The 14,492-nt window shown below is 39.3% G+C and carries 9 protein-coding genes, 3 pseudogenes and 1 riboswitch; of the genes and pseudogenes, 4 read left to right on the forward strand and 8 right to left on the reverse strand.

All coding sequences use genetic code 11. The features are described 5' to 3' along the window. Positions 1-138: pseudogene (locus SE27_RS14570) on the reverse strand (polysaccharide deacetylase family protein); the annotation flags it as partial. Positions 139-762: 624 nt separating this feature from the next. Between SE27_RS14570 and SE27_RS12530 the strand changes: the two are divergent. Genes SE27_RS12530 through SE27_RS12540 form a run of 3 tightly spaced genes read left to right on the forward strand, consistent with a single transcriptional unit; the run spans position 763 to position 6,521 of the window. Beyond that, positions 763-2,130: a TolC family protein gene (locus tag SE27_RS12530; protein ID WP_039624122.1), complete on the forward strand. Its 1,368-nt coding sequence runs from the start codon at positions 763-765 to the stop codon at positions 2,128-2,130. 1 nt (position 2,131) lies between these two features. Then, entirely contained in the window at positions 2,132-3,370 is a 1,239-nt protein-coding gene (locus SE27_RS12535) for an efflux RND transporter periplasmic adaptor subunit (protein WP_039624124.1), read from the forward strand. Beyond that, the gene (locus SE27_RS12540) at positions 3,360-6,521 is read left to right on the forward strand and encodes an efflux RND transporter permease subunit (RefSeq protein WP_039624126.1); all 3,162 of its coding nucleotides are present in this window, start codon (positions 3,360-3,362) and stop codon (positions 6,519-6,521) included. Before SE27_RS12535 ends, SE27_RS12540 begins: the two co-directional genes overlap by 11 nt. Positions 6,522-7,176: 655 nt before the next feature. On the opposite strand, the pseudogene SE27_RS14575 reads toward SE27_RS12540, so the two are convergent. The 7 genes and pseudogenes from SE27_RS14575 to SE27_RS12575 form a co-directional block, all read right to left on the reverse strand. Next, positions 7,177-7,580, reverse strand: a pseudogene (locus SE27_RS14575) (transposase); the annotation flags it as partial. Positions 7,581-7,860: 280 nt separating this feature from the next. Next, complete coding sequence (locus SE27_RS12550) at positions 7,861-8,343, reverse strand: hypothetical protein (protein ID WP_039624127.1); 483 nt, start codon at positions 8,341-8,343, stop codon at positions 7,861-7,863. A gap of 170 nt (positions 8,344-8,513) precedes the next feature. Continuing rightward, entirely contained in the window at positions 8,514-9,038 is a 525-nt protein-coding gene (gene ppa, locus SE27_RS12555; RefSeq protein WP_039624129.1) for an inorganic diphosphatase, read from the reverse strand. 512 nt (positions 9,039-9,550) lie between these two features. Then, positions 9,551-9,618, reverse strand: a riboswitch (Fluoride riboswitch). A 157-nt stretch (positions 9,619-9,775) separates the two neighbouring features. Continuing rightward, positions 9,776-10,267 carry a flavin reductase gene (locus tag SE27_RS12560; RefSeq protein ID WP_039624131.1) on the reverse strand — a complete coding sequence of 164 codons (492 nt, stop codon included), beginning with the start codon at positions 10,265-10,267 and terminating at the stop codon, positions 9,776-9,778. Positions 10,268-10,463: 196 nt separating this feature from the next. Then, positions 10,464-11,498, reverse strand: coding sequence for a methionine synthase (locus SE27_RS12565; protein WP_039624132.1), 1,035 nt, complete (start codon positions 11,496-11,498; stop codon positions 10,464-10,466). 30 nt (positions 11,499-11,528) lie between these two features. Next, the gene (locus SE27_RS12570) at positions 11,529-12,536 is read right to left on the reverse strand and encodes a DUF1852 domain-containing protein (RefSeq protein ID WP_039624134.1); all 1,008 of its coding nucleotides are present in this window, start codon (positions 12,534-12,536) and stop codon (positions 11,529-11,531) included. A gap of 692 nt (positions 12,537-13,228) precedes the next feature. Further along, entirely contained in the window at positions 13,229-14,008 is a 780-nt protein-coding gene (locus SE27_RS12575) for an IclR family transcriptional regulator (RefSeq protein ID WP_039624136.1), read from the reverse strand. Between the two features lie 381 nt (positions 14,009-14,389). On the opposite strand from SE27_RS12575, the pseudogene SE27_RS14580 reads away from it, so the two are divergent. Beyond that, positions 14,390-14,492 (forward strand): annotated as a pseudogene (locus tag SE27_RS14580) (fumarylacetoacetate hydrolase family protein); the annotation flags it as partial.

The following is a 14,492-nucleotide window of genomic DNA, read 5'->3' on the forward strand; positions in this document are numbered from 1 at the left end:
TAAAATATCATTATTAATTTGTTTGGCTTGTGAATGAATTAATGGGTCTAAGCCATCATCAAAACTTAATGCTAAGCTTTTTGCTAGCGCTATATTAGATAAACCTAAGCATACACAAAGGATGATTTTTTGAAGCATAATCAATGTCCATCAAAATTCTGTACATATATAACCATCTTTTGATGGCGCTATTTATAGCTTTACTTAAAATTATAAAAAGTTTAAGGTGGCTTGATTTTTGCAATCAACGTCCAAATAAATTGGGCTAACCTCCTCTTGGTGTTTTAAATATAAATTTGTGTATGACGAGAAAAATATTTCTAATTCAGCTATTTATACTTTTATTCACATTCCAAAATATTTGGAGTGTGGCAGAGGCTGCCTGTCTGCATGAAATGTCTAACGACCCAAATTCAAGGTTGATGAATCCAAACGATTCAACTGAATTATCCAAAAATACTCAACAAATTTCTGATTCCTTAGCAGATTATAATAAAATTTATGACTATTGTCAGAAGGTTTGTTTTAACGAAAAGTGTAATCATTTTTCAAACACGATAGTGCTTCAGATTCATCCACCAGATGATTTGCTGTTTAAAACTAATTTTCAGATCACGATTATCCCCTCCTATTTGGGAATAACTTTTTATAAATCGCCTGTTCTCAATCAATTAACTCCCCCTCCCAATTTTTCCCCACTATTGGTGGGGTAGTCTCATAAAAGCCCACCACTCCTAATTTCATTATGTGTGGGACATTTTCATGTCAAAAAATAAACTATATCAAGATAGCTTTATTCTGAATTTATTCAGCTCAGCTGTACGGACGGCTGTTTTTCTTTTAATCATACTGAGCTTAAGTACATCTGTGCTTGCAAAAACGCAGCAATTAACTCTCTGGCAAGCCATTGAGCAGGTAAACCAATATCAAGCTTCACAAGATTTCTGGCAAACGCAAAATAGTATTAACGACGCGAATATTCAGCAAAGTAAGCTGTTTAAAAACCCTGTGCTTTCAGTTGAACAAACCGGATTTGGTTCAACTACTGAAAAAGAGCTGGCCGTTGCTATATCACAACCCTTAGATATTTTTGGTGAGCGCAAAGCACAGCAAAAAATAGCCCGTCTGTTAATAGATAAAACAGCATTGAAGCAGAAAATTTATCAAGCACAAATTGCGCTGGCCGTGAAATATGCATGGTCGCAGCTGGCCATTGCTGAACTTGAAAAGAGCATTGTGAATGAACAGCTTCGAGTGAGCGAAGAAAATCTTAAAGCGATTGAGAAACGCTTTAATGCAGGCAGTATCGCGCAAGTCGATGTGAGTCGTGCCGGTTTAACCCATGCAGAAAATATCCGTCTTTTTAGACAGGCAGACTTACAGCTACAAGTTGCAGCCCAACAATTATCAAATTTATGGGGAAGCGCTGATCAGTCATTACAGGTCAATCTATCAGCGCAAAAGCTTTGGCCAAAATCCAGCCATCAGCAAGTTCAAGAACATTTAGCAGATAACTATGTCGAGAAATATCGGATTTTACAGCTATTAGAGTCTCAAGCCACTGTTGAGCAGCTGAGCGCACAGGCACGTCCTCATCCTACTGTAAATCTGGGGATCAACCGCAGCCAAGCTTTAGACAACGCCACACAAAATCAATGGGTGCTGGGAGTAAGTGTGCCGCTGAATATTTTTGATCGTCAGCAAAATGGCATCAAAATCACGCAAGCAAAAATGAACTTATTACAGCGTCAGAAAGAATTTTATCTAAAGCAAAATGCGTTACAGATCGGCACGACTTTAACAGCGTTACAAGGATTAGAGGCTCAATTTAAAGTTGTTGACGATACTCAAATTCCTTTGGCTCGCCAAGTTCAAAGTAAAATTTTACAAGGTTTTTTAGCAGGCAAATTCGCTTTAATTGATGTTCAGCAAGCCACACTTCAATTGCAAGAGATACGTATGCGTAAAGTTCAATTATTGCGCGATGGCTGGCAAAAGGCCATTGAAGCAGAAAGTTTGAGCTTAGGCATTCAGCCAAGTGATGTTATGTCGAAAGATGCTATTGCACAAATCAATCAAAACTTATGGCAAGACATACATGCTATGCCTGTAATTGGCGGGGAAAATTAAAATGTTCGATCTTCAAAGCAACTTAAAAAAGCACACTGGAAAGACTTCCCAACCGCTACTGATTAGTTTAGTGATCGCTGCAACCGTAATTTTGAGTATTCTGTTAATTTTGATGGATAAAAATAAATCAAAAACTTCAGCCGGACATGCCGAGGCAGAAAGTGCAGAACAACAGGACCATGGCGAAACTGATGCGCATGTAGAGAGTATCAGCTTGACGAGCAAGCAATTGGTACAACAAGGCATCCAGTTATTAGCGGTTGAGCAAGGTGCTGTGATTCAATTAAATTCTTATCCAGCAAAACTTAGTCTGAATACCGATCAGCAAGCGCATGTCTCGCCCAGTTTTAGCGGTCATGTGGAAAATGTCTATGTCGAGTTGGGGCAAAAAGTTCAAAAAGGACAGCCTTTGGCTGCACTGCTGGTGCCTGATTTAGTCGATCAGCAGGCCAATCTTAAAATTGAACAAAGCAATCTTGAACTGGCTAAACAAGATTTTAATCGTGAGCAGCAGCTTTGGTCACAAGGTATTTCGGCAAAACAAGATTATCAACGTGCTTATCACAGCTATAAACGCGCACAAATTCAAGTTCAAGCTGCTCAGTCACGTTTAAGTGCCTTCGGTGCAATGAATGCCAGTAATGGGCGATATATTTTAAAAGCACCCATTTCAGGGGTGATCAGTAAAAAGGACTTGGTGATGGGAGAAAATGTTCAGTCAGCCAGTCAACTGTTTACCATAGATCAGCTAGATCAACTATGGCTTGAGTTTATTGTTCCAAATGCTGAAATTGTTGGCTTATCGCCCAATCAAAAGATTGAGTTTAAATCTTTACAAACCGACAAGATCTATAAGGCGGTTATTCAGACGTTAAATATAGAAGCTGACGCTCAAACAGGTCGCCTTCAGGTGCGGGCAAAAGTACAGTCCAGTACAGCTGAGTTACGCCCAAATTTAATGGTGAACGTACTGCTACCACAACCCAGTGATAGCACCGCATTACGAATTCTTCAGTCAGCGGTACAGAATGTTGATGGAAAAAATGTGGTTTTCATCGCCACTCAACAGGAACAGCAAGTTGAATTCCATCCGACGCCTATCAAATTAGGTCAGTCATCAAAGGATAGTCAATACATTGAAGTACTGAGTGGACTTAATCAAGGACAAAAATATGCAGCCCAAGGCAGCTTTTTACTGAAATCTGAGTTAGAAAAAGGAGAGGCTTCACATGAGCACTGAAACGCCTCCAGTTTCTAATCACGAATCCATCAAGGCTGAAGGTTGGTTTGATCGACTGATACAGTTTTCTATCTATAACGCCATTTGGGTCATGCTTTTTATTGTCGCGTGGATAGGTGTTGGAATTTATAGTTATCAAAAGTTACCGATAGATGCTGTTCCTGATATTACCAATACCCAAGTGCAGATTAATACCCAAGCCAATGGCTTTACTGCTTTAGAGATAGAACAGCGCATTACCTATCCAATCGAAAATGCCATGTCCGGCATGCCGAACATGGAGCAAACGCGCTCTATTTCACGCTATGGTTTATCGCAAGTGACCATCATTTTTGAGGATGGCACTGATATTTACTGGGCCAGACAGCTCATCAACCAGCGCTTACAAGAAGCGATGGGCGAAATGCCTGAAAAGATTCAACCGACGATGTCGCCTATTTCAACTGGTTTAGGTGAAATTTATCAATGGGTTATTAAAGCTGAAGCCAATGCGAAAAAGCCCGATGGGAGCGCTTATTCAGCTATGGATTTGCGTGAAATTCAGGATTGGATTGTGCGGCCACAATTACAGCGTGTCAAAGGTGTAGCGGAAATTAACAGCATTGGCGGTTTTAATAAAACCTATGTGGTTGCACCTGATCTGAACCGCTTACAACAATTGCAAATTCCTTTGATTGATCTACAAACCGCCTTAACAGAGAATAATGAAAACCGTGGTGCCGGCTATATTGAAAAAAATGGGCAACAGTTAACTGTGCGTGTCCCGGGCACTTTAAATACCATTGAAGATATCCAAAATATTAGTCTTGCCAATAAAAATGGCTATCCGATTCGGGTGGCAGATGTGGCACAGGTATCGATTGGTCATGACTTAAGAACCGGCGCTGCAACCTATAATGGTGAAGAAACTGTATTGGGTATTGCCATGATGATGATGGGCGAAAATAGTCGTACAGTCGCCCAAGCCATTGATGAAAAGGTGCAATCCATCCAGCAATCACTGCCTCAAGGCGTGGTGATTGAGACCGTGTATGACCGTACACATTTGGTTGATCGCGCAATCCAAACCGTTCAGAAAAATTTAATTGAGGGCGCGATCCTCGTCATTATTATTCTCTTTGTTTTTTTGGGTAATTTACGTGCTGCGCTGATCACCGCGTGCATTATTCCCCTCTCCATGCTGTTTACTTTTATGGGCATGGCAGAGCAGAAAATTAGTGCCAATCTGATGAGTTTAGGTGCATTGGACTTCGGTATCATTATTGATGGTGCAGTGGTGATTGTAGAAAACTGTATCCGCAGACTGGCTGAAGCGCAGAAGATCAAAGGCCGATTACTAAACCGTTCTGAACGATTAGAAGAAGTTTTTCTGGCTGCAAAACAGGCTCGTCGCCCTCTAATTTTTGGACAATTGATTATTTTGGTGGTTTATCTGCCGATTTTCACCCTGAGCGGTGTAGAAGCCAAGCTTTTTCATCCGATGGCCATGACGGTGGTGCTGGCCTTAATCGGTGCCATGATTTTATCGGTCACTTTTGTTCCTGCAGCCGTTGCATTATTTGTCACTGGCGAAGTAAAGGAAACTAAAAGTCACTGGATGCATTGGCTTAAAACTCAATATGAATTACTTTTAGATCAGGCCTATGAACTTCGTTTATTTGTGACGATTATGGCGCTATGTATTTTAATGCTTAGCGGCGTGCTCGCCACGCAAATAGGAAGTGAATTTGCTCCTCAATTGAGTGAAGGTGATTTCGCTGTTCAACAAATGCGTTCACCCAGTACAGGCTTAGAGCAGTCCTTACGAATGCAGGAAAATACTGAAAAATTATTGTTGGAAGCGTTTCCTGAAATTAAAGCAATCTTTGCACGTACCGGTACAGCAGAAATTGCCACTGATGTTATGCCCCCAAACATTTCAGATGCGGTGGTCCTTTTAAAACCCAAGGATGAATGGCCTAATCCAAAACAAACCATTGATGAACTTCGCCAACGAATGATGACTGTCTTAGCCACGTTGCCGGGAAATAACAGTGAGTTCTCGCAGCCGATTGAACTGCGTTTTAACGAGTTAATTTCAGGGGTACGAAGTGATGTTGGAATCAAATTATTTGGCGATGATCTTGATATTCTAAATGGTGAGGCCATTAAAATTGCTGAAAAAATTAAATCCATTTCAGGTGCGACTGCGGTTAATGTAGAACAAACCAGTGGCTTACCCTTGTTGAATGTCGAAATTGATAAGTCTAAAGCAGCACAATATGGTCTGTCCGTAAAAGCCATTCAGGATCTGGTGGCGACCAGTGTTGGTGGTCAGAATGTCGGAACAATTTTACAAGGCGATAAGCGCTTTGATTTTGTCATCCGTTTAGATGATTCACAGCGTAGTCCCGAGCAGTTAGCTGTACTTCCTGTTCAATTACCAAATGGTGGTTTAATCCAATTACAAGATGTTGCACGCGTTGAGAATATTTTGGGGATTAATCAGGTCAGCCGTGAAAATGGTAAACGTCGGGTGGTGATTACGGCAAATGTAGAGGGACGCGATTTAGGTTCATTCGTAACTGAACTTCAAAGCACACTATCTCAACAGGAATTTCCAAGTGGCTATTGGATAGATTATGGGGGGCAGTTTCAAAACCTGATGTCTGCCAAAGCGCGGATGCAATTGGTGGTTCCACTGGCATTGCTCGCGATTTTTATTCTTCTAATGGCCGTATTTCACAACATCAAAGAAAGCTTACTTGTGTTTAGTGGCGTGCCCTTCGCCTTAAGTGGCGGTTTAATCGCGCTCTGGTTGCGTGATATTCCACTGTCGATGTCAGCTGGCGTTGGCTTTATTGCTTTATCGGGTGTAGCCGTATTAAATGGCTTGGTCATGCTCACCTTTATTAAGGAGCTACGACTGCAATATGATCTGTATTATGCAACGTGGCAAGGCGCAATTTTACGTCTTAGACCAGTGCTCATGACCGCTTGTGTAGCCTCACTTGGTTTTGTACCGATGGCGTTCGCAACTGGAACTGGTGCGGAAGTCCAAAGACCTTTAGCAACTGTGGTTATTGGTGGAATTATCTCATCCACCCTTCTTACCTTGGTTTTATTGCCAGTACTGTATCGTTGGATCAATCAACCAAATACAGATCATTGATAAATCTTATAACAGAATGCAGTAACTGATTTTAAGTTGCTGCATTGGACTATATAAGATTTTTTTGTTTGTGTTGTGGCTGAAGAGACATGGTTCAATTTTTGAAAAAAGCCATCAATGAGGTAAACAGAATATGTATGAGCTCTCTATGGTGCAAGGCGCATGCTTACTGCAGGTGTGGGTTTGTGATAACGTACTCATGGTTTTCAGTGCTCTTTTTTCAAGTCAATTTCATATCCGTGATTCAGATAAATAAGTGTCTTACTGCTTCAAATAAGTCATTAACATAAATCAATAAGCGAATGTTAAATCAGTATTTTTAGATGAAATTTTAAGATTAATATCCAATATTTTTTAACCTTAATAAGCCCCATAGTCTCTCCCGAAACTATGGGGCTTGAGCTTAAAGTCCTCTTCATAACCTATCCACCTATACGGTTCGCGGCTATGAATTTATTATTGTTATTCAGTTTCCAATTGAACTGATTGAGTAAATAATAACCACTACATCAAGCTAATTATATCGTCAATTTCTCACTCTCTTGTAAGCAATCTCTTACAATATTATTATACAATTCATTGTTTATTCTGAATTTATTATATTAATCATGTGAGCATTACTACAATTTATTTCATCTACTCATTCACATTCTGCTTAAGCCAATCTTGCATTAATTTTCATCTTGGACTTATTCGAATGATAAAGTAAATAAGCACATAATGACGCATACATTGCTGCTAAAGAGCCAGAAATACTGCTTACCAAATGCTATGTCCCTTTTAATACGCTGAATAAGGTTTCTATTTTATTACCTTGTCCCAAGGGGTATTCATCCCCTTTTGATCAGTTCACAGCCGGCATGTTTTACGATGATATATAATTAATTCAATTGGTTGCACTTTAAGACTTTGCTTTAAATTCTGAGCAATATATCCACGATCAGCATAGAGTTTGGCTTTTAACCGCATAATCAGTTGCTCAACTATTTTAATATCTGCGGTATGTCTATTTGATAAAACTGTACTCACCATATTTCCTGACTGATTCATAATAATGTGATGCGACTGAAGGCTTAGCTTAGGTGGTAATGTCCTCATGGTTTTCAGTCAGCTTTTTTCAAGTCAATTTCTTATCCGCGATTCAGGTTTGAGTAATATTTAGTTTGATAAATTTGCATATTTTAGTGGGTACATAACAAAAAAATGGTTATAGAATACCTACTGATTTCACGTAAAAATATTCTCTTAAATGCAGATCAGTATTGTTTGGAAATTATTATGAATCAGACAGTATTTTGCCTAGACACCTCGAAAAGATGTCTATACCGTTTTTATTTATTCAAATAGATGATTTGTAGACTTTATTTAGCTCTTCAAATACAGGTGCTTTTATCTCATCTTTTAAGATATATCTAGAGATAACCCCTTGGTCTGTATATATGTTCATAGAAACTTCTTTTGATTCGGTAAAATCTGCCATAAGCTTGACCGGCAGCATAATACTATTACGAGAGCGATATGATCCAAATACAAAGTCAATCTCTGTCGGGCCATCAACATTAAATGAATGGCTGGTTTTCCCATTGGTGAAGACCACTTTATTGATCTCGTACTTTTTATAGTTACTATTTAAGCTCATTTTCACTTTTAATATGGTTTTATTTGATTCATTCCAAGCGACTGTTACAATTGGACAAATTTCATTTTTCTGACAGATGAGCAGTCCAAGTATGCCTATATCAGACGCTTTCTGAGGAGGAGTTGAAGTACAACCTGTGATGAGAAATGTACTCAAGGCTATATATAACAAGGTTTTTATCATAATTCTCAGGCCTATGTATTGCTCAAAATTGAAGTAGTTGAGCTATTTTTAAATTATTACTTTGCCAATATATATTTGTGCTTGATGCAAGCCAAGTTTAACTTTTTTTATAGCTTAAGTCATGTTAGGCAGTAAAAGAAGGCATCAAAATAGATGCCTTCTGTTTTAAACTATTTATAGGCTTGAATAGATTTTAAAATTTCAGTTCTAGCCGCTTCAACATTTCCCCAACCGTTAAATTTCATCCATTTACCTACTTCTAAATCCTTGTAATGCTCAAAAAAGTGCTTCATTTGTTGCAATTGAAGTGGTGGGAGATCATTTAGGTCTTTAACATAAGCGTAAAGTGGCGTTAGTTTTGCATGTGGCACAGCAATGATCTTGGCATCAATACCATGTTCATCTTCCATATACATAATACCAATAGGTCTACTACGGATAACTGAACCCACTGCAACTGCATGCGGCGCAATGACGAATACATCCAAAGGATCTCCATCCTCACTCAACGTTTGAGGGATATAGCCATAATTTTCAGGATAAAACATTGCTGTACTTAAGAATCGATCAACCAATAAAGCATCATATTCTTTATTAACTTCATACTTGATCGGTTTTGAATTTGCTGGAATTTCAATGATACTATAAAAGTCATCTGGTGGATTAATACCTACTTTAACGTTCTGAAAGCTCATATTTTTATCCTTTTAGGTCTAAAATTTTAATCTGTAATGGCTAATGGGTACGTCAATATTTCTAATATGCTAAATATCAATCAATCAATCAATGCATTACTATGCTTGATATTCCAATGGTGAACTTTGCAATAATCCAAGCACGTTTATTGAGAATAGTCGTGAATATGCCGCAGAAGCGGGTGACAACGAAAAAATTATAATTCGAGCTTATGCCGCTATTTGAAAAAATGATACTGCTAATCTAATGACGAAAGCATCCATCAAATTAATAATAACAGTCCCAAATGACATATTTTCAAGGACGCTATCAATTTAAAGCTGATACGCCAAACATAGCCATGCAGTATGCACAGCACCATATGTAATGCATAAGAGATATCCGTGCTTTCTTATACTGTTCTGTTGAGCAGTAAGACTGTCAAATAAAGGATATGAGGTTTTATGAGAAAACAGCATAGCCATACTCTATTTTATACAAACAGAGCACGCAACTACGTACCCTGCTTGAGGGAAACGTAGGTATCATCAGCCAGAATTGGCGGTTTGTGTGAGGAGGAATACCATCTTCTTTGGCTATTCATTCTAAAATAACTGTATCAAAAATCAATTGTTTTTAATTTCTTATGAAACCTATAATTTAGATTTTTTATCATTATTGATATGAATTAATGACTTAATCCATATCTAAATCTTGACTCTCATGGAAAAACTTTCAGGTTAAATAAAAAATCACTTTAAGCGATTTCGACTTGCCCGACATGATGATAAGCGCGATTAAAATACACTAAACTGTGATGGTCTTGACCGTGTTGAATTGCGACAACACGGCAGATGAAAATACTATGTGTTCCGACTTCTTGAATTTGTTCAATCTGACAATCAAAATTTACCAAAGCATCGTCTAAAACAGGTGCACCTGTTTCTAATTGTGACCAATTCCCATATTTAAAGCGCTCATCAGTACTCATTTTGGATGCAAAGACGTTAGAAATATGCTGATGATCTGCACCTAAAACATTCACCGTTAAAATTTTATTTTCTATGAAATGTTGATGTGAGCGAGATGCTGTATTCATACAGACCAATAATGTTGGCGGCGTATCCGTCACACTGCATACAGCAGATGCAGTGAATCCATAACGACCAGATGCCCCTGCTGTGGTCACAACATTGACCGCACTTGATAACAAAGACATTGCATTTTTAAAGTCTGTGGCTTGAATCATCACTTTGTTCCTAAATTGCACCGTATCTTGTTGCTTGATACTGCGCTATACCACGCAATTTGTTCACGTCGGTACAGTATCTAAATAAGTTTAGTATAGAACCAATACGTTCTATCAATTGAACAGAGGGTTACCAGCTTAAGCATGAAATTCAATCAAACTAAAGCAGCTAACCCGTTATCCATCACTGCATGCGTTATTCGGCGTTCAAGAGTTCTCTACGCACGATGGCTGCACCGGCACTTAAAGCACTGAGCTTATCTCTTGCGACTTGACGAGATAAAGGTGCCATGCCACAGTTGGTCGAAGGATACAGCTTATCGGCATCGACAAACTGAAGTGCTTTTCGTAACGTATTGGCGACTTCCTCTGCGGTTTCAATGGTATTGGTGGCCACATCAATCGCGCCGACCATCACTTTCTTACCACGAATCAGTTCAATAAGATCCATGGGTACATGCGAATTTTGGCATTCTAACGAGATAATATCAATTTTAGACTGCTGCAACTTAGGAAATGCTTGCTCATATTGACGCCACTCGGACCCCAAGGTTTTTTTCCAATCGGTATTGGCTTTGATGCCATAACCATAGCAAATATGTACAGCAGTTTCACATTTAAGACCTTCCAGTGCGCGCTCTAAAGTGGCAACGCCCCAGTCATTCACCTCATCAAAAAACACATTAAAAGCCGGTTCATCAAATTGGATAATATCAACGCCCGCAGCCTCTAATTCTCGAGCTTCTTGATTGAGAATTTTAGCAAATTCCCACGCCAGTTTTTCACGGCTTTTATAATGGTTATCATACAGCGTATCGATCATGGTCATCGGACCGGGCAGCGCCCATTTAATCGGTTGCGTGGTCTGCTGACGTAAAAACTTGGCATCTTCCACAAATACTGATTTTTCACGCGTCACTGCACCCACCACGGTCGGTACACTGGCCTCATAGCGATTACGAATTCTAACCGTCTCACGTTTCTCAAAATCAACGCCGCTGAGATGCTCAATAAAGGTGGTGACAAAATGCTGACGGGTTTGCTCACCATCACCGACAATATCAATACCTGCATGTAGCTGTTCTTGCAAGGATAAACGTAAAGCATCTTGCTTGGCTTCAATCAGTGCATCACCCTCTAACTTCCAAGGTGACCAAAGTTTTTCAGGTTCTGCCAACCAAGAAGGTTTTGGTAAGCTGCCAGCGGTTGATGTTGGTAATAAAATGGCCATTTTAAATCTTCTATCTTTAAATTAAGTGAATTACGCAGCGTTCGTTTTAACGTCATTACGCTCTACAGCGTAGTTTGCAGCCCATTGCTGAAGAATATTTTGATAAGGTTTGATGAAGTGTTCTTCAGTCCATTGACCTTGTTTTACTGCCAACTGATTACGTTCAACGCGGTCATATACAATTTGGGTTAATGAATAATCTGGATGCTCAAGGCTTGCTTGATACACTTGACCTGCAGCAGAATTGGCATTGTAAATTTCAGGACGATAAATCTTTTGAAAAGTTTCCATGGTGCTAATTGCACTGATCAATTCAAGATCCGTGTAATCATGCAATAAATCACCACTAAAATAGAATGCCAATGGTGCTGCACTATTTTTAGGTTGAAAATAGCGAACGGTTAAACCCATTTTGTGGAAATAGTCATCCGTAAGTGAGTATTCATCTTGCTTGTACTCAATACCTAAAACAGCATGCTGATTGGCCGTTTGATAATAAGTTTTCGTGGTTGAAACACTCAGGCAAATCACAGGCAGTTTCTTAAATTCTGCTTTAAATACCTCTGAGTTCACCAAATATTGATACAGCTTGCCATGTAAATCACCAAAATTTTCGGGTGCATTCGATTTAGGCTGATTTTTAAAATAGGCGGGCAAAACCACGCTAAAGTCATAGTCACGTACATAAGAAGAAAAACTGTTGCCGATCATGCCATCGATCCGCTGATGTGTTTGATGATCAACAATAGTGGTTTTCAATGTTTCAATCACTGGGAATGTCTGACCCTTGCCTTCAATATCCAAGTCGACTGAAATAATATCAATTTCAACTGAGTAGCGATTGCTTTGAGGATTATCCCAATGTGCCAATGCGTTAAAACGGTTGTTGATCATACGCAGTGTGTTGCGTAGATTTTGTTCGCGACTTTCACCACGCGCCAAGTTGGCAAAGTTAGTTGTTAAACGTGTGCTATCTGCGGGCTGATAGTTCTCATCGAAACGAATGCGTTTAATTGAACATGCAAATGCGTTACTCATGGTGATCCGCTCCCTAATTTTTTAGATAAAACCAAAATTTCTGTATGGAGTAATTTATACCTGAATTCATACATGAATAAAAATGATTTTATCTAACCACAAAGTGAATAAAATTCATGAGTAGTAGTTTTGTCCTATTCAGCACCAATAGCGCAAGGATAAGCTTTTAACCAAGCGTGAGTTATCTGACATTAAAAAAGTTTTCAAAAATAAAAACTTAAGCGAAGTCGAAGTTGCAGCAGGTTTGCATATTAGTCGAAGAACAGCATTCAACACTGATGCAGATTCTACTGGTCAAGAATAATACTTATTGTTGATGCACATAAAAGCCTGATCGAAAAGATAGAGGCAATAAAAAACCCCGACATCCTGTCGAGGTTTTTCGTATTGGTTCGCTTGGTATGACTCCTGTCGTACCCCACTGTCCGTATGTATATGGTTTTATTATTATTGGAGCTTCCTGCTCTCTATGTACCCATCATAAGAAATTACCGCTAGCTCGCCTAGCGGCAAAAGGCGTGAATGGGTGTACGCCATAGCGTACAAAGCTGCCCAAATAAGGCTTGAATTTTTATCCTTGATGAAGAGGATGCAGGATATAGCGCATGGCATTAGATCTACTCATCAACATCAACAGTAGATGTGCTGTGACCAAGACAATTTAACGCAAACTAATTATCTTTTAACCGCTTTTATCCACAAGAAATATGTTCCGTCAGCGCCTTCGCAGTGGCTTTTAACGCCTTCACTTTTTCATTTTCAACATCAATCGGTAATTGTGATTCAGCACCCAGTGCGGCAATACAAAATTCAATTTCATCATGAATATTAAAGATGGGCACACAAATCGCATTTACGCCAATCAGCAGATCACCTGAAACCGTCGCAATGCCTGATTGCAAAATACCCTGCTTCATCTCGAGAAATTCCGACCAATTGGCGGGATAAACAGCTTGAGCTTGATTTTTTTTCTGTTGCCATTCCTGTTCAAGTAAAGGCTGTACCGCTTTTTCGGTCATAAATGCAGCATAAGCACGGCCAGTGGCAGAATTCAGCATCGGCATGATTGATCCCACCCGGGTAATCACAGAAACCGCTTGATTCGGTTCAATCCATTGCACAATTAATGGGCCTTGTGAAGTCCATTTACTAATCTGTAAACCACAGTCAATTTTTTGATGCAACTCGTGAATCATAGGCTGCGCTGCTTGAATGGTATCTGTGCGCTGAATACACCTTAAGCCCAAACGCCAAGCTTGATCACCTAAAGCATAACGACCGTCTACCAATTGTTTGGCGTAATCCATGCGCACTAAACTGACCACATAACGATGTACTTTGGCAGGATGCATCGCCAGTGTTTCGGCCAGTTGTTTTAACATCATCGGCGTACCGTGGGTAATCAGCGCATCCAAAACCTTTAATCCAACCTCTAGAGACTGCACGCCGCCTTGGGTTTTTTCTTCCGCCATCAATCTAAACTCTCACTTGAATAACCCGCATTCTACTTGAAGCACGGCATTTACAAACCATCTCATCGCAGAAAATATCGATAATCCTGCAAATACGCCCGCTAACTGAGCATCTCAATTTTTAGTTAAATTATGTAATTAATAATCTGGTTATGTATTGCGTAATTTATTAAAATAAGTATGATGTGAAGAATCATCAAAATCAAGCGGTCTTTGACCGAATAGATTGACTGCATACTTTTAATTAAGTTGTTGTTATTAAATTAAATAATCAATATTTATTTAATTGAAGTGAATTGCTACTCAAAAAATCAACCCATTTTTAGATCAATAGGGATCAAGCAGCGCGAACCATTTCGCTGCAATACAAGGATTGTAAATATGACTGAGTCATTAGAATCATTTATCGCGGTTGCAGCCGATTCAGACTTCCCGATTCAAAATTTGCCTTATGGGATATTTAGTCAACATCCACAGGGCACAC

Origin of the sequence: Acinetobacter harbinensis, from assembly GCF_000816495.1 — a bacterium.
In the GTDB taxonomy this organism is placed as follows: domain Bacteria; phylum Pseudomonadota; class Gammaproteobacteria; order Pseudomonadales; family Moraxellaceae; genus Acinetobacter; species Acinetobacter harbinensis.